General features: G+C 60.0%; 14 protein-coding genes and 3 pseudogenes. 13 read left to right on the top strand and 4 right to left on the bottom strand.

Annotated features, from left to right (window positions below; genetic code table 11):
- Positions 1–86: 86 nt before the first annotated feature.
- Positions 87–2,393 (top strand): nitric-oxide reductase large subunit, encoded by a 2,307-nt coding sequence (locus HUN39_RS18110; RefSeq protein ID WP_175095837.1) that lies wholly within the window; start codon positions 87–89, stop codon positions 2,391–2,393.
- Between the two features lie 12 nt (positions 2,394–2,405).
- Positions 2,406–2,804: a SirB2 family protein gene (locus tag HUN39_RS18105; protein ID WP_175095836.1), complete on the top strand. Its 399-nt coding sequence runs from the start codon at positions 2,406–2,408 to the stop codon at positions 2,802–2,804.
- 41 nt (positions 2,805–2,845) lie between these two features.
- On the opposite strand, the gene HUN39_RS18100 is transcribed toward HUN39_RS18105, so the two are convergent.
- Positions 2,846–3,940 carry an NnrS family protein gene (locus tag HUN39_RS18100; protein ID WP_175095835.1) on the bottom strand — a complete coding sequence of 365 codons (1,095 nt, stop codon included), beginning with the start codon at positions 3,938–3,940 and terminating at the stop codon, positions 2,846–2,848.
- A gap of 1,678 nt (positions 3,941–5,618) precedes the next feature.
- Between HUN39_RS18100 and HUN39_RS18095 the strand changes: the two genes are divergently transcribed.
- On the top strand, positions 5,619–6,533 hold the full coding sequence (locus HUN39_RS18095; protein WP_232366207.1) for a LysR family transcriptional regulator: 915 nt from the start codon (positions 5,619–5,621) through the stop codon (positions 6,531–6,533).
- A gap of 246 nt (positions 6,534–6,779) precedes the next feature.
- Here the strand turns inward: HUN39_RS18095 and amoC are convergent, their stop codons facing one another.
- Positions 6,780–7,556, bottom strand: coding sequence for a bacterial ammonia monooxygenase, subunit AmoC (gene amoC, locus HUN39_RS18090; protein WP_175095839.1), 777 nt, complete (start codon positions 7,554–7,556; stop codon positions 6,780–6,782).
- Between the two features lie 502 nt (positions 7,557–8,058).
- Between amoC and HUN39_RS18085 the strand changes: the two are divergent.
- A pseudogene (locus HUN39_RS18085) lies at positions 8,059–8,978 on the top strand (IS630 family transposase); the annotation flags it as partial.
- Here the strand turns inward: HUN39_RS18085 and HUN39_RS18080 are convergent.
- Positions 8,955–9,104: pseudogene (locus HUN39_RS18080) on the bottom strand (phage integrase N-terminal SAM-like domain-containing protein); the annotation flags it as partial. The pseudogenes HUN39_RS18085 and HUN39_RS18080 overlap by 24 nt on opposite strands.
- A 265-nt stretch (positions 9,105–9,369) precedes the next feature.
- Between HUN39_RS18080 and istA the strand changes: the two are divergent.
- Complete coding sequence (gene istA / locus HUN39_RS18075) at positions 9,370–10,635, top strand: IS21 family transposase (protein ID WP_175095833.1); 1,266 nt, start codon at positions 9,370–9,372, stop codon at positions 10,633–10,635.
- Complete coding sequence (gene istB / locus HUN39_RS18070; protein ID WP_175095832.1) at positions 10,632–11,498, top strand: IS21-like element helper ATPase IstB; 867 nt, start codon at positions 10,632–10,634, stop codon at positions 11,496–11,498. The genes istA and istB overlap by 4 nt, the downstream gene beginning before the upstream one ends.
- A gap of 142 nt (positions 11,499–11,640) precedes the next feature.
- Here the strand turns inward: istB and HUN39_RS18065 are convergent, their stop codons facing one another.
- Entirely contained in the window at positions 11,641–11,907 is a 267-nt protein-coding gene (locus tag HUN39_RS18065) for a TfoX/Sxy family DNA transformation protein (RefSeq protein WP_175095831.1), read from the bottom strand.
- 84 nt (positions 11,908–11,991) lie between these two features.
- On the opposite strand from HUN39_RS18065, the gene HUN39_RS18060 reads away from it, so the two are divergent.
- The 7 genes and pseudogenes from HUN39_RS18060 to HUN39_RS19060 all read left to right on the top strand — a co-directional run.
- On the top strand, positions 11,992–12,600 hold the full coding sequence (locus HUN39_RS18060; protein ID WP_175095830.1) for a TetR/AcrR family transcriptional regulator: 609 nt from the start codon (positions 11,992–11,994) through the stop codon (positions 12,598–12,600).
- Positions 12,597–12,986 carry a TetR family transcriptional regulator C-terminal domain-containing protein gene (locus tag HUN39_RS18055; RefSeq protein ID WP_175095829.1) on the top strand — a complete coding sequence of 130 codons (390 nt, stop codon included), beginning with the start codon at positions 12,597–12,599 and terminating at the stop codon, positions 12,984–12,986. The genes HUN39_RS18060 and HUN39_RS18055 overlap by 4 nt, the downstream gene beginning before the upstream one ends.
- Positions 12,983–14,176: an efflux RND transporter periplasmic adaptor subunit gene (locus HUN39_RS18050; protein WP_332310792.1), complete on the top strand. Its 1,194-nt coding sequence runs from the start codon at positions 12,983–12,985 to the stop codon at positions 14,174–14,176. The genes HUN39_RS18055 and HUN39_RS18050 overlap by 4 nt, the downstream gene beginning before the upstream one ends.
- Positions 14,173–15,375 (top strand): ABC transporter permease, encoded by a 1,203-nt coding sequence (locus tag HUN39_RS18045; protein WP_175095828.1) that lies wholly within the window; start codon positions 14,173–14,175, stop codon positions 15,373–15,375. The genes HUN39_RS18050 and HUN39_RS18045 overlap by 4 nt, the downstream gene beginning before the upstream one ends.
- Before the next feature lies 1 nt (position 15,376).
- Positions 15,377–16,087, top strand: coding sequence for an ABC transporter ATP-binding protein (locus tag HUN39_RS18040; protein ID WP_175095827.1), 711 nt, complete (start codon positions 15,377–15,379; stop codon positions 16,085–16,087).
- A gap of 14 nt (positions 16,088–16,101) precedes the next feature.
- Positions 16,102–16,350, top strand: coding sequence for a hypothetical protein (locus HUN39_RS18035; RefSeq protein ID WP_175095826.1), 249 nt, complete (start codon positions 16,102–16,104; stop codon positions 16,348–16,350).
- Between the two features lie 429 nt (positions 16,351–16,779).
- Positions 16,780–17,132, top strand: a pseudogene (locus HUN39_RS19060) (hypothetical protein); the annotation flags it as partial.

The following is a 17,132-nucleotide window of genomic DNA, read 5'->3' as shown; positions in this document are numbered from 1 at the left end:
TTGGTGCGACGGCTGTTCCGATGTCCGTGTTGCCAACGAAAAATCCAGCGGCAAACTTTATGACACAGTAAAACTAGGAGGGCGTCGTGGAAAGCGCGCGTAAACTTTGGATCTCGCTCATCACCTTATTGGCGCTGTCCTTTGCCGTGCTTCTGCTCATCGGTCGAGAGATAAGTGTCAAGGCACCGCCATTACCCAAGCGCGTCGTTACGGAAACCGGCCGCACGGTCTACACCCTCGCCGACATCCAGCGGGGCCGGCAGGTATGGCAGTCGATCGGCGGCATGCAACTCGGTTCCGTCTGGGGACATGGCGGCTACGTCGCGCCGGACTGGACCGCCGACTGGCAGCACCGAGAACTCGTCGCCATCCTGGATGCGTGGGCGCGCCGCGAGTTCGGCGCCGGCCGATACGCTGATCTCAACGAGGAGCAGCAGAGTTCGCTTCGCGGACGGCTGCGCCCGATGATGAGGCGAAACACGTTCGATCCGAAGACTGGGGCAATCACTGTTTCTGAGGAGCGGGCTCAGGCGATCGACCTCGTCTCGAGCCACTATGAGAGCCTGTTCGGCGACGATCCGCGCAGCGCGGAGCTTCGCGAGAACTACGCAATGAAGAACGGCACTGTCGCCGACGCCGAGCATCGGCGGGCGCTAGGCGCCTTCTTCTGGTGGACCGCTTGGGCCGCGACCACGGAGCGGCCGGGAAGCCGCGTCAGCTACACCAACAACTGGCCGAGCGAACCGCTGGTCGACAACCGCCCGCCTGCGACCACCTTCATCTGGTCTGCGTTCAGCGTGGTATTCCTGCTTGCCGGCATTGGCCTGCTCGGCTGGCACCGCGCCGTCAGCCATGCGCGCGGCGCCGAGACGTGCGATGTGCCCGCGCGTGATCCGATGCGCAACGTAAGGGTCACGCCGTCCATGCGCGCGACCGCCAAATATTTTTGGGTGCTCCTTGCCTTGTTTCTCGTCCAGATCCTTTTCGGCGCCATAAGCGCCCATTACCAGGTCGAGGGGCAGCTGTTTTACGGCTACCCGATGGCGGAGATCCTCCCCTATTCGATCACCCGCACCTGGCACACGCAATTGGCCGTCCTGTGGATCGCCACCGCCTGGCTGGGCACTGGGCTCTACATGGCGCCGGCGATTTCCGGCTACGAGCCGAAATTCCAGGCGCTCGGGGTAAATGTGCTCTGGATCTGCTTGCTGATCATCGTCGTCGGCGCCTTCGCGGGCCAATGGCTCGCGGTCATGCAACGGCTGGGATTGGAACACAATTTCTGGTTCGGGCATCAGGGCTGGGAGTATGCCGATATCGGGCGTTTCTGGCAGTGGTTCCTCTTTATCGGACTGCTGCTGTGGCTCATCCTCGTCGGCCGCGCATTGTGGCCGGCGCTGCTGGTAAAAAATGAGTCGCGCTCCATCGTCGCTCTTTTCTTCCTCTCGACCGTTGCGATCGGCCTGTTCTACGGCGCGGGGCTGATGTGGAACGAGCATACGCATCTGTCGATGGTCGAGTATTGGCGGTGGTGGCTAGTTCACTTGTGGGTCGAAGGGTTTTTCGAGGTGTTCGCCACCGCCGTCGTCGCCTTCCTGTTCACCCGCCTTGGCCTGATCGCAGTCCAGCCGGCAACTTCGGCGGTGCTGTTCGCGACGATCGTCTTTATGGCCGGCGGCGTGATCGGCACGCTCCATCATCTCTATTTCGCCGGAACTCCGACGTCGGTGCTGGCGCTTGGCGCCAGTTTCTCCGCGCTAGAGGTCGTGCCGCTCGCCTATATCGGCTTCGAGGCCTATGAGCATTGGCGGTTCTGCGGCGCCACGCCCTGGATGCAACGCTATAAATGGCCCGTGCTGTTCTTCATGGCTGTCTCCTTCTGGAATCTGGTGGGAGCCGGTCTGTTCGGTTTCCTGATCAACCCGCCGCTCTCGCTCTATTATATGCAGGGGCTGAACCTGACCCCGCTGCACGGCCACACGGCGCTGTTCGGCGTCTATGGAATGCTCGGCATCGGCCTCGTGTTGTTCTGCCTGCGCGGCATGATGCCCGAACTCGTCTGGAACGAGAAGATCCTCAGCATCAGCTTCTGGTGCTTCAACGTCGGGCTGGCGATGATGGCGTTGTTCACGCTCCTGCCGCTCGGCACGCTGCAACTCCTTGCCGCGATCAATGAAGGTTATTGGTACGCCCGCTCTGAGCAGTTCATGCAGCAGCCGATCGTCGATCTTCTGGTATGGATGCGCGTGCCAGGCGACACCGTCTTCTCAATAGGCGCATTGGCCTTCGCCTGGTTCGTCGTCAGCCTGTGGCTCCGGCCGCGCCGCCAGCCTCATGAAGTGGAGAAGGAGGACAGGGAACTGGAGGCGGGGCCGGTGAGGCGCGTGGCGTGATCCGCCACTCGCATGGAAGCCTATTACCTCGAGATCCGCGCTGTCCACATCGCGGCGGCGCTCGTGAGCGGCGGCTTCTACCTTATGCGCGCGCTCGCTTTGAACTTGCTCGCGGCGTCATGGCCACTGTCGCTGCTCGCGCGGCTTGCCTCCTACGCGATCGACGCCGTGCTCTTCACGGCTGCCCTCATGCTGACGGCCGTCACGCGTCAATACCCGTTTGTTGACGCGTGGCTGACCATGAAGGTGGCGGTCATGCTGCCGCTCTACATTTTTCTGGGTTACTGGGCGCTTCGAGCCAAGGCGTTCAAGTTGCGGTTGGCGGCGATGGCCGGCGCGATCGCGGCTTTTCTTTTCATTTATAGCATCGCACGCACGCACAGCCCGCTTGGCGTGTTCGCGCTTGGGTGAGAAACGGCGCCAGCTTGGTCGGCCTTGCCTCGAACTCGCCTTCACGTCGTTGGGTGCAAGCGCTTCGTCGTCAACATTCCGAAATAAAGCACCACGAAGAGGCCGTACGCCAGGCTCCACATCCCGCCGGCGACCGCGAGGGCTGTGAAGTAGTGCTCGCCCGTGAAAGGCGTGCCGATGCGCAGGATGGCCGCCAATGTTATGGCGACGTAGATCGCGGCCGTCCACTGATCTGCGACAAGCGGGCGCCCGGTGTGGCCGCGCGTTGCGCGGGTCATCACCGCGAGCGTCATTGTTCCGATGGCGCCCACGGTGAGCGCATGTAGAGGCGCTGCAGGAGCGGTGACCCCCAATAGTTCGTTGCCGCCCATGAGCAGGAAGCCCAACGGAACCCAGCCATAGCCCAGATGCAGCACGAAAAGCATCGGTTCCGCCCGCGTGCTGACGCCGCGCCAGCGGATAAGACGCAGAAAGAACGCCGCGCCGGCGACAATGAGCGGAACCGCCGTAAGTCCGGCTTCGGGGAACGCGACCCAGGCGATTAGCGCGACGAGCGTCGCCGCCAGCGCGAAACGATCGAGCCCGCCGAAGGACGCTGGCTCGACTCCAGCTGGCGAATTCTTGACCAGCCAGTTGCGGGTGAAGCTCGGCGTGATGCGCCCGCCGATGAGGGCGATGAGCATAACGAGGGTGGCGACGCCGACGCGAGCCCCGATGGCGCCCGTTGCGGCAAGGTCCATCGCTTGGAGATGCGTAAGCAGATTCCCGGTGAAGAGAAGCGCGAGAGCCGCAACCATGGGCAAGTTGCGCCAGTTCCGCCCAGTGGCGATCTCGCGCGCGACAACGAAAATAAAGACCGCCGGAAAAGCGAGGTCGAGCGCCGCGGAGACAAGCGCAGGCGCGCTATTCGAAGCCAGCACGGCGATGCGGCCGAGGAGCCAGAGGGCGGCGAGGCCGGCGAGCGGGACGCCTTGCAGGGGCATCCGACCAGTCCAGTTTGGAATCGCCGTCAGCAGAAAGCCCGCGACGACTGCGCCGCCAAAACCGAAGGCCATTTCATGCGCGTGCCAGATAGAAGGCGGGAAGCGTGTTGGCAGTTCGGCCGCCGCCTCCAGATAGGCGATGGAAAGCGGCATTCGTCGCCGAGCCGCTCGCCCTTCACCGCTGGTTCATCAACGGGCTAAGTCCGATCCTGAAGGAACCTTTATTTTGATCGAACGGATGCATCGCATCCTGCTTGTCGGGAGCCTGATCACAATTCTCGGCGCCGTCGCGGGAAGTCATGGGGGATTGCAGCCTTGATCAGTGCGAGGTGCTTCGAGCGTTCCGTGACTCTTTTTTTAAGTGTCTTACTGGTCCCGCCGAAAGCGTCGAGCGCCTCGCAGAAATCTGACTGAGCCTGCGTCGAGAGGACGTTTTTCCGGTTACATGGCGGCGCCATGCATTCGTTTCTGTTGCGGTGCGATTTTTTTGTGCCGGCTGATGGCGTGCGATGGCTCGTCGACGCCTATCTTGTTGCAACTTGGAAGACACCAAGCCCCATCCGCGTGGTTGCAACGTATTTCTTGTCTGGCGCGCCCGTGGTGTTGTCCAAGGAGTCTGCGGCGTAAGCAATTGTGGCGCCGACCGCCGTCCCTGCCGCTTTCCAGCCTATGAAGATGAAGCGTCGCTACCTCGCCCCCCGACGGCGCGATCACCTGCGCCACGCCGATCATGGTGGCCGTCGAGCTAGGCGCACGTCGACTTGTCGTGCTGCCGACCAGTCACGCCTGCATGCAGGTTTGTGAGCTCGTGCTGGATCACTTGGGGAAAATCCGTCGCAAGATTGCGGATTTAAAGCGGTTCAAGCGGGCGATGGAGGAAACCGCGGCGCAGTGTAGCGGAGAGCGAACGCCCGATCAGGAAGAGGCAAGCCTTTTTGCGCGCACCGCGCCCGCACTTGCTCGATCAGATATGTCATGGTCGCGCGCTCGGGCTTCAGATAAATTTTGTGGATCGTCGCAGCGATGAGCTTCTCTCGCTTGGCGTCCAACACGAGCGTATCTTTTCGTCGCCCAAGCGCGCGCGGTTCGACCGACGATACCGTGCCCTTGGCTCGATAGGCCGTCATCAAACGGTACATCGTTGATCGGCTGACACCCAATTCCTACGCGATTTCATCGACGGCGCCGATCGAGAGTCGCTTGTCATTGTGCCGCTTCAACAGGCTCCGGATAGCTTCCTCGCGCCGACAGCCTTCTTCCCGGCGCCGAGAAGCCTCGTCATCTTCGGGAAAGTCGTCTTCGCCGCATGATGGCTTCGACTAAATTATTGATTTTCCTGAAAGCGCATTGTCAGGCCAAGATGGCTCCCGACAGTCATGGATGAGACCGAGATCGGCCTCGGACGTCAGTTCAGGCCGCTCGACATACGCGACTGTGGTTGAGTGCAAATTCCCAGCTTCGTCAATGCGCTCGAGCTTCAACGTCCATTTCATCGAGAACCCCTCCGGCAGGAATTCTTTGAATAATATTCATCTTCTCTTGATCGACCCCCAACTTCTTTCCGGTCTCAGCCAAGATGGCTCTCGACACTTGGACCCTGCATCAACTCGCCTACTGTCATTGGACCCTAGTTTTATTCGTTCCGCGGCACTCCCAATCGTTGGCCGAACCGGTTTAATGACGCCGCTGGCTGCTGGTCGGTCGCCCGCTTCTTCTCGGCCTCCGAAGGTGGACCACACCAAGGCCCCAAGCGGAAACTTGCCCCTTCACGAGCCAAAACAGAAGGCTGGGTGCTTCACTGGCGATTTGGCCGTGCGCGCGAATGAGCGAAATGCGAAACTTCGATCTCAATCTGTTGATCGCCTTCAAACATCTCCTGGAAGAACGGAGCGTGTCCCGCTCCGCCGAGAAAATGTTCATTAGTCAATCAGCGATGAGCCATGTTCTACAAAGGCTGAGGCAGCAGCTCGACGACCCCGTGCTCATCAAGACGCCGAGAGGAATGCGCCCGACGCAACGGGCCCTGGCCTTGTTCGATCCAATCTGCGCGGTGCTGAAGAGCGTTGAGAATATCGTTCAGCCGCCGGAAGAATTCTCTCCTGACTCGAGCGAGCGCCGGTTTGTAATCGCTACGAGCGACTATTTCGAATTCACGTTGCTGCACCGCCTTTGTGAGACGCTCAACAAAAACGCGGGCAATGTTGAGCTTCACATCAAACAGCTTGGTGGCGCCTCGGCGGAGGCATGCATCGAGGAAGAAGAAATCGATCTCATCATCGCCTTGAATGTCGTAAGCGATTCAACTTCCTATCTGCGGCGCGAAACACTTTTTCATGAACGATTAACGACGATGGTGAGGCGGGACCATCCGGATTTTTCGCAAACCGACATAACCCTAGATCAATTTCTATCAAGCCGCCACCTCTTGATTTCTCATCGAGAGGATGGAACCGGGCTCGTCGACGACTGGCTTGAGCAGCATGGCAAGAAGCGAAAAATATCTGTCATTCTTCCCAACTTCCTGTCCGCCCCCTCAATTATCGCTCGTACGGATCTCGTTCTAACGGCGCCACGACGCGTCGGAGAACATTTCGCGCGGCTTGCGCCGGTGAAGATGATGCCGCCCCCAATCGAATTTTCCGAGTGTGCCGCGACGATGGCTTGGCACCCGTTGAAAGATAAAGACCCAGCCCATAGTTGGCTGAGACAGCAGATCCTCGACGCGGTTAGCATGTTGGAGAATTAGAACCTCGATGATTCTGCTGATTAGCGCACACGCGTGCAGGGCTTGTTACAAGAACATTGGTCCAGCTACCGCCGAATTAAGAGTCACAAGGACCTCGTTGGTTCAGCACTGGCGCCTTTCTGCTGAAAATTGCGCCTCCCGCCAATGAAGACGGAAGGCGCCAAGTGAAGCTCAACGATTGTAGGGAGTTATTCTGCGGCGCTGCGGGCTCCTGGGAAAAAGCCCGCGCTCCGTTTGTTCAAGCGCTCAGTCTCCGACGAGGAGATCGACGCCTTCCTTGCCGATCAGGCGCTGAATGTTGATCAGCAGCTGAAGCACGACGCCGAACACGCCAAGCGCCATCCAGCCGAAGAACACGAAGCCCCAATGCAGCGGTGCAACGAACAGCTCTTCCATGAACCAGAACGTGTGGCCCCACTCATTCAGGCCGACGTTCGGGATGATCATGAACGGGCCAACCGCCACGATCAGATACGCAAGGGAGTAGCCCTTCGCAAAATACGGAAGACGCGTCCTCGCATAGAAGAACGCTCCGACCGCGATCACCGAGTAAATCGGGTAGCTCATGTAGAACTCGATGATGTGCGACGGCGTGAAGTCCGTGTCGCGAATCACCGTCATGTGCCAAGTGCCGTCCTGCTCGGTGAAGAACGACGCACCCCAGTAAATGGCGGCCGCGTAAACCACCAGCCACTGAATGTCCACCACGATCCGACGCAGCTCTTCCCGTGGGGTCACCTTCGAAAAGTCGCGCGTGCGCGTCTTCCAAAGAAAACCCGCAAGGCCAATGCCGGAGATCAGCTCAAGCGGAATCTCTGTCCAAAGGATCGACATCCAATATGTCTGGAACTCCGGAGCGAACGAATCAAGGCCAGCGCGCCAGCCATAAACCTGCTCGTAAATACGAACGACCAGATAGAACCCGTTCAGAACAGCCAAGCCGATCCACATGCCCTTGAGATCGACGATACTCTCCTCCGCGGCGACGCCGGCGCTACCGGCTCTTTCTGTTGTTATGCTCATGCGTAACCCTCCGATTTCCGGCAATCGCGCCGAATCCGCGAAAGTTTGTCACGATGCCGTCAGAAACTCGTATGACGTGTTGTACGACTGGTAAAATGAAACTTTTTCATTGCGCTATTCAAAAGATTCAATGGAGAGGCCAATTGTCGTTTCGCGTTTGGATCCAGTCGACATTTTGCTGGCCTTTGAAACTGGCCCTTCCCAGTAAACCTTATGCAGTTCCCGTCTCGGGGCAGCGGGGATGAATTCGTTGGGGTGCGAACCCGCGAATTGGTTCGCTTGGAGGGCCGACGGCTGACGCAAGGGTAAGGTTCGAAGGATAGCGACCAGCAGACGTTACAACTCTTCGTCCGCTTTCAAGCGAGTCAGCGCCTTTGATCAAGCCGTCTCGCGAGTCGCGTATCGCCGGCCATCGCTTCAGTTTGCGCGAGCTAGTGGATAAAATCTGACGATTGAGTCCTTGAGGGATTCCTCTCGGTTTCTGCGCGTGCGAGTCTGCGCGATGTGCACGGGAATCTCCATCACGTTGTCGTCGGTCGATCGGAAGCGGCTTCAGACCATCATTAAGGACCGGAACGCGGCTCAAAAGCATGTCTGGCGGGCCGGGATCGTTCTGCTTTCCGCCGACGGCGTCGGCACGAACGAGATCATGCGCCAGACTGGCACGTCGAAGACCTGCGTCTGGCGCTGGCAGGAGCGGTTCATGGAGGAAGGCGTTGACGGCCTTCTTCGCGACAAGACCCGCCCGTCTCGCGTTCGACCGCTCGGGCAGGACGTCGCCGAACGGATCGTCGCCTTGACGCAGCAAGAGCCGCCTTGCGAAGCGACGCATTGGATCGGCGCGATGATGGCGAAAGCCGTCGGCGTTTCCGTCAGCTCGGTTCAGCGCATCTGGCGCGCGCACGGGCTTCAGCCACACCGCCTGCGCCTGTTCAAGCTCTCCAACGATCCGGACTTCGTCGCCAAATTGCGCGATGTCGTCGGGCTCTATGTCGATCCGCCGGCGCACGCCATCGTGCTCAGCGTCGACGAGAAGAGCCAGATACAAGCGCTTGATCGCACCCAGCCCGGTCTGCCGATGAAGAAGGGCCGCGCCGGAACCCTGACGCATGACTACAAAAGGAACGGAACGACCACGCTGTTCGCCGCGCTCAACGTGCTCGACGGCAAAGTGATTGGCCGCAACATGCAGCGTCACCGCCATCAGGAATTTATCCGCTTCCTCAACGCCATCGAGGCGGAGGTTCCCGCCGGCAAGCTCGTGCATGTGATCCTCGACAATTACGCCGCTCACAAGCACCCCAAGGTGCGCCAATGGCTCCAGCGCCACGAACGCTTCACCTTCCACTTCACGCCGACATGTGCTCCTGGCTCAACGCTGTCGAAGGCTTTTTCGCCATCCTCAAGCCCCAGACGATCCGGGGAGCTGCCAAAATAGCGGCTGAACTTCGAAACGGCGTTGAGGTAGGATCGCTGGGTCGCCGGCGAGAGATTGCGGACGGTCATGTCCTCGAGCATGCGACGGCGCAGAGGGCTCATCTCGGCCATCTGGAAACCTCCTGTTTGAGAGTGGGCTGCAACACCCAAATCCTCTCAGACAGGAGGCCAATCACCAGACATCGCCGCACCCGCCGCGATCAGCGGCTTCGTTCAATCCCCTCCGAGTTGTGAGTGCCGGACGTAAACTCCCCAGAAGTGCCGATTGAAAATTCCCCAGTTTTCGTGACGCCCGGCCTTCCAGGGCATGCCCTGGAAGGCCGGGTGGCGCGCCGACTCACCGATGCTGCTCCCGTTGGCGGGAGGGGAGCGCGCGGTGATCAAACTTGGGGAAATCGTCATGATCCTGGAACTACATCGTCAGGGGATCTCCGTGTCCGCGATCGCGCGCCAGCTCGGAATCGATCGGAAAACCGTGCGCAAGCACATCGCGGCGGGGCTGACGGCGCCCAACTACAAGGCCCGTCCGCCGCGCGAACGCGCGATCGCATCTTTCGAACCCTACCTGCAGGAGCGGCTTACGGCTTATCCGACGCTGACCGGACGCCGTCTCTGGCGGGAGATCAAGGAACGCGGATATGCCGGCGGCTACACTGCGGTCACCGACCTTCTGCGCGAACTTCGGCCTCCGCGCGCGAAAGGCTTCGAGGTCCGCTTCGAGACGCCGCCCGGCGAACAGGCGCAGGTCGACTTCGCCCGCTTCGACGTCGAGTTCTTCGATGAGTCCGGCGTCAAACGGATCGTCTGGCTCTTTTCCATCGTGCTGGGCCATTCGCGCTTCATCTGGGCGCGCTTTGTCCTGCACCAGGACATGCAAAGCGTCCTGCGCTGCCACATGGCGGCCTTCGAGGCGCTCGGCGGCGTCCCGTGCGAGATCCTCTACGATCGCATGAAGACCGCCGTGATCGGCGAAGACCCGGACGGCCTCGTTGTCTACAATCGCGCGCTGCTCGATCTGGCGCGCCATTACGGCTTTCAGCCACGCGCCTGCAAGCCTTACCGCGCCAAAACGAAAGGGAAAGTCGAGCGGCCCTTCCGTTACATCCGGGAAGATTTTTTCCTGGGCGGCGCCTTCCGCAATCTCGATGATCTGAACCTCCAACTCCGGACCTGGCTCGACACAGTCGCCAATCCGAGGGTCCACGCCACGACCAAGCGTGTCGTCAACGAGGCATTCGCCGAAGAGAGAACAACGCTCAAGTCATTGCCGCTCGCGCCCTATCAGGCCGTACTGAGGCTCGAGCGGCGCGCCTCGCATGAAGGCATGGTCAGCGTCGGCGGCAATCTCTACAGCGTGCCGGACACCACCCGCCGGCGCGTCCTCGACGTCCAAGTCTTCGCCGACGCCATCCGCATTTTCGAAGACAGGGTGTTGATTGCCGTCCACGCGCCGCTCGAGGGCCGCGGCGAGAAACGCCTCGATCCGGCGCATCGTAAGGCCCCGTCGGCGACGCCGCGCCGTCGACCAGCAGACACGTCGCCGCCCCTTGTGCTGCGCGCCGGCGATCAGGCCGCAAGGCGTCCATTAGCCTTTTATGACGCCGTGGGCCGTCGCTTGGCCATGCAGGGAGGCTCACGATGAACGCGACGCCCTCCGCCATCATCGACCGCGTCAAACGCAATCTCGTCGGCCTGAAGATGCCCCGCGCCCTCGAAATCCTCGACGTCACCCTGCGTGGCATCGAGCGCGGCGAGACGACGGCCCTCGATGCGCTCGATATTCTGCTCACCGAAGAACTCACCCTGCGCGAGAACCGTCGGGTCAAAATGGCGCTTCAGATGGCGCGCCTGTCCGCCGTCAAGACGCTCGCCGGCTTCGACTTCGCCTTCCAGCCGTCGCTCGACAAGAGCCGCGTCATGGCGCTCGCCGAATTGCAGTTCATCGATCGCGCCGAAGCGGTTCATCTCATCGGACCGCCCGGCACAGGCAAAACCCATCTCAGCCTGGCGCTCGGCGTCGAGGCGGTTAAAGTCGGCCGCAGCGTCTACTTCGCCTGCCTCGCCGACATCATCGCAACATTGGCCAGGGCCGAACGCGAAGGGGCGCTGCGGGAGAAGATCCGTTACTTCTGCCGCTTCTCGCTGCTGATCGTCGACGAGATCGGCTATCTGCCGGTCACTCCAGGCGGCGGCAATCTGTTCTTCCAGCTCGTCAACGCCCGCTACGAAAAAGGCGCCATGATCCTCACCTCAAACCGCGGCTTCGCGGAATGGGGCGAAATCTTTGGCGATCCCGTCGTCGCCACCGCGCTGCTCGATCGGCTTCTGCACCACGCGGTCGTCTTCCAGATCGAAGGATCGAGCTATCGCCTGCGCGAACACGCCGATCTGCTCCCCGAACATGTTCGGACAAAAGCCAGCATCCAACCCGCGCCGATCCCTCCGACGCTCCAGCGTCGTGGACGACCGCCAAAAAATGGAGGCGCCGATCACGAAATCGGCTGATCGCCATCCCGCCAGACTGGGGAATTTTACTTCGGCGCTTCTGGGGAAATCGAAATCGGCATTTACACGAGTCAGCGTAATTGCAAAACGCTCTAGCGGTTGGGACGAGGTCCAACTGCATCGTGGATGAGGGGCCGAACGGCTACGGCCGACGGGCCGCTTTGCGCAGATCGTCCCTTACTACCGGCTCGAGGGAACGCCATTCGCAGCCGCGTAGCGCTGCCTCCATTGCATAGAGCGCCATGAGCGTGACATGCCGCCCGAAGCGGAATTTGAGCCGATGATAAGCCTCGACCGCGCTCGGCCGCAGCAGCACATCTTCGCTGCCGATACTGCCGGCGACGCAGAGGCCGGTTGTGTAACGCGGATGATTCAGCAGCGAGGCTGCACGCAACGGCAGGAGCGCCATAGGTGACCCTATTCGCGTAGTCCCCCTTGAAAAAAATCGCACCGCTGATAGATAGTAATTGATCACTATCTTTTGGAGGTGCCCATGATCTCGCGATCGGCCTACCTTTCCGCAGAGGAGCGACGTGAGGTGACGGTTGAGACCGTCATCGACTTGGCGGCGGAGCAAAATCCTACAGACATCACGACTGGCGCGATCGCCAAGCGAATGGGTGTGACCCAAGGCGCCTTGTTCAGGCACTTCCCTTCCAAGGACGCTATTCTTCAGGCCGTCATGGAATGGGTATCAGAGCGCTTGCTCGCACGGATCGACAAGGCGACTTCCGCTGCGGTCTCTCCGCTTGACGCGCTGGAGGCTGCGTTCACTGCGCATATCGAGTTCATCTCGGAGCATCCCGGCGTGCCCCGGATGCTGTTTGGAGAGCTGCAACGCGCCGAGCAGACTGTAGCCAAGCGCATGGCGCACACCTTGATCCAGCGTTATGGCGAGCGCCTCGGACGGCTCGTTGCGGAGGGCAAGGAGCGTGGCGAGTTGGCTGCCACACTGGATGACAAGGCCGCCGTCACACTCTTCATCGGTACGATCCAGGGCCTTGTCATGCAATCCCTCATCGCCGGTGACGTCAAGCGCATCCGCGCCAGCGCGCCAGGAGCGTTCGCGCTGTATCGACGCGCTGTCGAGGCGGCGAGATGACTCATCCGCATTTCTCGGCCGTCACATCTCCGCTTCGATCCCTCGAAGCTATGTTTGTGGCTGATATTGCCTATCTCGCGGATCATCCGAACATTCAACGCATGTTGCTGGGTGCGCTCGGCAGGACGAACAGTTCCGCACTCAGACTGATGATCGAGGCAGTTATCCAACGGTACGAACAGCGGCTCTCCAGCATAATCGAAGAGGCGCAGCAGTGCGGCGAAATACGAACCACGATCGACAAAAGGATCGCTGCCCGTCTGTTCATAGCGGCTATCCAACATCTGGTGTTTAGAGCGCTGATCGTCGGGGATGTCGACAGCATCCGCGAGGCGGCTCCGGATGCCTTCAAATCATATCGTGCATGCATGGAGGCAAACCAGTGAAACTGCCTTCATTGCAGCGTCGCACATTGATGCTCATAGGCGTTGGAGCCGTGACTGCCGCCTTGTTTGGCTACGTGGTGCTGCGCTCCGGGCCGCTGGCGCCGGTCGCTGTCACGACCGCCGTCGTCGAGGCCCGCTCAATCTCGCCCGCACTATTTGGCATCGGCACGGTTGAAGCTCGTTTCTCTTACAAGATCGGCCCCACCTTCGCAGGCCGCGTCGCCACGATACATGTTGATGTGGGCGATAAGGTACGAGCCGGTCAGGTTCTGGCGGAAATGGACCCAGTGGACCTTAATGCTCGCATCGCAGCGCTCGATGCGGCGATTGGCCGGGCAGAAGCATCTATAAGTACCGCGCAAGCGCAGGTGGACGATGCGCTGGCACGCAAGGATTTCGCGCTTGCTCAGGCGAAACGCTATGAAAAGCTCTGGAAGACCCGCGCCGCCAGCCAGGTCGCGGTGGAAACCAAGCGACAGGACAGCCAAGTGGCTGAGGCTGCTCTCTCGGCCGCTCGGTCGAATTTCCTTGCGTCGCAACAGGATCTCCAACGCAATCGCGCCGACCGCGACGGCCTGATCAAGCAGCGGGAAAATCTGGTTCTGTGTGCGCCGGTCGACGGGGTGATTGCAGCACGCAAGGCCGAACCGGGAACGACCATAGTTGGCGGTCAGGCAGTCATAGAAATGATCGACCCAAAGAATCTCTGGATCAATGCTCGGTTCGATCAAATTGCGGCAACAGGCCTCCGGCAGGACCTGCCTGCCTCGATTGCATTGCGTTCACGCGCCGGCAAAGGCGTACCGGGACGAATCGCGCGCGTGGAAGTCCTCGCTGACGCAGTGACGGAAGAAAATCTGGCCAAGGTGGAGTTCGACACGCTTCCCGAGCCGCGGCCTCCGATCGGAGAGTTGGCCGAAGTATCGGTCGCCCTGCCTGAGCTTGCCGTGTCGCCGGCAATCCCGAACGCTGCGATCCAGAATGTCGGCGGCAAATTGGGCGTCTGGAAAATCGAAGAGGGGAAAATCCGCTTTACGGTCGTCCAACTCGGCGCTGCAGACCTGGAAGGGGTCGTGCAGATCACAAAAGGCCTGACGGTCGGCGATCGGATTGTTGTTTACAGCGCATCCAGATTGGCCAGTACGAGCCGCATTCGTGTAGCCGACAATCCTGCGGAGCTACTCAAATGATCAGCCTCGCTGGACGCGACATTCTGCATTCATGGGGCAAGTTCGTCTTCACGGGGGTCGGGCTTGGTCTGCTCATCGGTGTAACCTTCACCATGGCTGGCGTCTATCGAGGGATGGTCGACGACGGCAAGGTGCTGCTCGACAACAGCGGCGCCGATATGTGGGTCGTCCAGCAGAACACACTCGGCCCATACGCGGAATCCTCAAGCATCAATGATGACATCTATCGCGTGATCCTCGCGATCCCCGGTGTCGAGCGGGTTGCCAACGTCACCTATCTGACGATGCAGGTTCAAAAAGGAAACTCGGACGTCCGGGCGATGGTGGTGGGCATCGCGCCGGGAGATATGGCGACACCCGGCCGGCCGCCGTTTCTTGTCGCGGGGCGGCAGATCACGCGCAGCCACTATGAGGCGGTGGCCGATGTCGCTACGGCGTTTTCCCTTGGGGACACGATCGTTATCCGACGAAACCATTATACAATTGTGGGCCTCACTCGGCGGACGGTATCGTCGGGGGGCGATCCGATGGTCTTCATCCCGCTGAAGGACGCGCAGGAAGCGCAATTCCTCAAGGACAACGACTCCATTGTCCGTCAGCGCCGGCGCACCAGCGAAAATCCGGAGTTTAACCGGCCTTGGGTGCCTGGCTTGCTGGATGCAGTGATCGCCTCGCAAAACAGCAACCCTTACGTGAACGCAGTCCTGGTCCGCGTCAAACCTGGCTATGACCCTGAGCGCATTGCAACTGACATAGCAAGGTGGAAGCGGCTGACGGTTTATACGCGACCCCAGATGGAAGAGATTCTGATTGGAAAACTCATAGCGACATCCGCCAAACAGATCGGCATGTTCCTCGCCATCCTGGCCATCGTCAGCGCCGCCATCGTCGCCTTCATCATCTACACGCTCACGATGGACAAGATACGCGAGATCGCCGTGCTGAAGCTGATCGGCACGCGCAATCGTACCATCGCGTCCATGATCCTGCAGCAGGCGGTCGTGCTCGGGCTGATCGGCTTCGTCGTCGGCAAGATCACGGCGACCTTCGCGGCACCTCTTTTCCCGAAATTCGTCCTTCTTCTTTCCGTCGACACGATGATCGGGCTCATCGCCGTCATCGTCATATGTGCGCTTGCTAGCGTAGTCGCCATCCGCATGGCGCTCAAGGTCGATCCCGCCGAGGCGATCGGAGGCTGAGATGGGCAGCGGAGGAATCCTCATCGAAAAACTCAGGAAGCGGTATGGCAGTGGCGACACCGCCGTCGATGCCTTGAAAGACGTCAATATGCAGGTTGCACCCGGCGAGGTAGTCGGCCTGATCGGCCCGTCGGGATCGGGCAAGAGTACGTTGCTCAAAGCCTTGGGAGCGGTCATCGACCCGAGCGGCGGGCGCATGACCCTCGGCGACGAGGTGATCTATGACAACGGTTGGAAAATTGCCGATCTTCGCGCGTTGCGGCGCGACAAGATCGGCTTCGTCTTTCAGGCGCCTTACCTCATCCCCTTTCTGGACGTCACCGACAATGTTGCTTTGCTGCCGATGCTGGCCGGTGTTCCCAATAATGAATCGCGCCAGCGCGCGCGTGAACTCCTGAAGGCTCTCGACGTCGAGCATCGCGCCGCCGCCATGCCATCGCAACTATCCGGCGGAGAACAACAGCGTGTCGCGATTGCGCGCGGACTGGTAAACCGGCCGCCGGTCATTCTTGCCGACGAGCCGACTGCGCCGCTTGACAGCGTGCGTGCTCTGACCGTGATCCGCATCCTCAACGACATGGCAGTCAAATTTGGAACGGCCATCATCGTCGTCACTCACGACGAGAAGATCATCCCGACCTTCAAGCGCATCTATCACATCAGGGACGGCGTGACGCATGAAGAAGCAGGCGAGGGACGCGGCTTTGACTGACAGCACGACCGAATATGATCACCGCCATCCACCTCTTGCGGCAACTGGAAATCGGAAATCCAGCCGAGCACAACAATGTGCTTGCGAGCTACGCAATCCTGCAAGCAACGGGCCGCCTGTCGGTAAAGCAGCTCGGTCTTCAGGTGGCCAAATACGAGCCGGAAGAACACTACAACGCGGTCAAGGCAACTGAAACGGTCTGCGCTCATCGGAGCGGTAGTGCGCACGGGTTCCTACACATTCTCAGCCTTAGGAGCAGATAAATGGAGAAGCCAGAACGAAATCATCGTGGAAGCATGCAAGAAAGGCGCTTCTTATTACCGATATCATTGCTCGCACTCGTCATGGCAACAGTCGCTTTGATTAACGCGAGCAAGGCGGAAGAGCCGTCCCCAGCCCATAAGATTACAGATGGACGCCCATGGAAGATGACGACAGACGGATGGGCGCGTCGGAACCCTTGTGCTTTTCCAGAACGGCACGGGCAAAATGACGGGCGGACTCATGGACCTGTCCCCGAACTGGCGGCCGACCCCGGATGGACTATGCCTTAAACCCGGGGCACTGCTTCCCGAACGATGCGTGAAACTGGTTCGATCCGGAAACGGGTATGTCGGCCTGAAAGGCGGCAGACAAGCCTTCAAATTGGAACGGTAGTGCACACCTTCCGAAATGAAAAAGGAGGAGAGGTCATGGTGTCTGTCTGGACATCAAATCTAGTAATTAAAGTACTTGCTGGAATAGCGGTCCTGTTCGGAATAGCCACGCTCGTTTCCGGAGGAAGTGCTCTTTTTGAGCTCCATGGAACAGAAAATTCGACGGCACAAATTGTGCCCTTCGTATTGTATTTCAATTTTGCCGCCGGTTTTGCGTATATCGTCACCGGCGCTGGATTGATCCTGAAACGTAGGTGGGCGCCCGTATCTGCGGTGGCAATTGCTGTCGCGACCATCATAGTCTTTCTGGGTCTAGTTTTACTGTGTCATAAAGTTTGCCGCTGGATTTTTCGTTGGCAACACGGACATCGGAACAGCCGTCGCACCAA

Source organism: Methylocystis silviterrae (assembly GCF_013350005.1).
In the GTDB taxonomy this organism is placed as follows: Bacteria; Pseudomonadota; Alphaproteobacteria; order Rhizobiales; family Beijerinckiaceae; genus Methylocystis; species Methylocystis silviterrae.
Note: the sequence above shows the minus strand (reverse complement) of the source record. Positions and strands in the feature narration are given on the sequence as shown.

Excerpts from the sequence above, each read along its gene's own strand:
- HUN39_RS18105 (WP_175095836.1), top strand. The coding sequence starts at position 2,406 with ATGGAAGCCTATTACCTCGAGATCCGCGCTGTCCACATCGCGGCGGCG.
- HUN39_RS18100 (WP_175095835.1), bottom strand. The coding sequence starts at position 3,940 with ATGCCGCTTTCCATCGCCTATCTGGAGGCGGCGGCCGAACTGCCAACA.
- HUN39_RS18095 (WP_232366207.1), top strand. The coding sequence starts at position 5,619 with ATGCGAAACTTCGATCTCAATCTGTTGATCGCCTTCAAACATCTCCTG.
- amoC (WP_175095839.1), bottom strand. The coding sequence starts at position 7,556 with ATGAGCATAACAACAGAAAGAGCCGGTAGCGCCGGCGTCGCCGCGGAG.
- istB (WP_175095832.1), top strand. The coding sequence starts at position 10,632 with ATGAACGCGACGCCCTCCGCCATCATCGACCGCGTCAAACGCAATCTC.
- HUN39_RS18065 (WP_175095831.1), bottom strand. The coding sequence starts at position 11,907 with ATGGCGCTCCTGCCGTTGCGTGCAGCCTCGCTGCTGAATCATCCGCGT.
- HUN39_RS18060 (WP_175095830.1), top strand. The coding sequence starts at position 11,992 with ATGATCTCGCGATCGGCCTACCTTTCCGCAGAGGAGCGACGTGAGGTG.
- HUN39_RS18055 (WP_175095829.1), top strand. The coding sequence starts at position 12,597 with ATGACTCATCCGCATTTCTCGGCCGTCACATCTCCGCTTCGATCCCTC.
- HUN39_RS18045 (WP_175095828.1), top strand. The coding sequence starts at position 14,173 with ATGATCAGCCTCGCTGGACGCGACATTCTGCATTCATGGGGCAAGTTC.
- HUN39_RS18040 (WP_175095827.1), top strand. The coding sequence starts at position 15,377 with ATGGGCAGCGGAGGAATCCTCATCGAAAAACTCAGGAAGCGGTATGGC.
- HUN39_RS18035 (WP_175095826.1), top strand. The coding sequence starts at position 16,102 with ATGATCACCGCCATCCACCTCTTGCGGCAACTGGAAATCGGAAATCCA.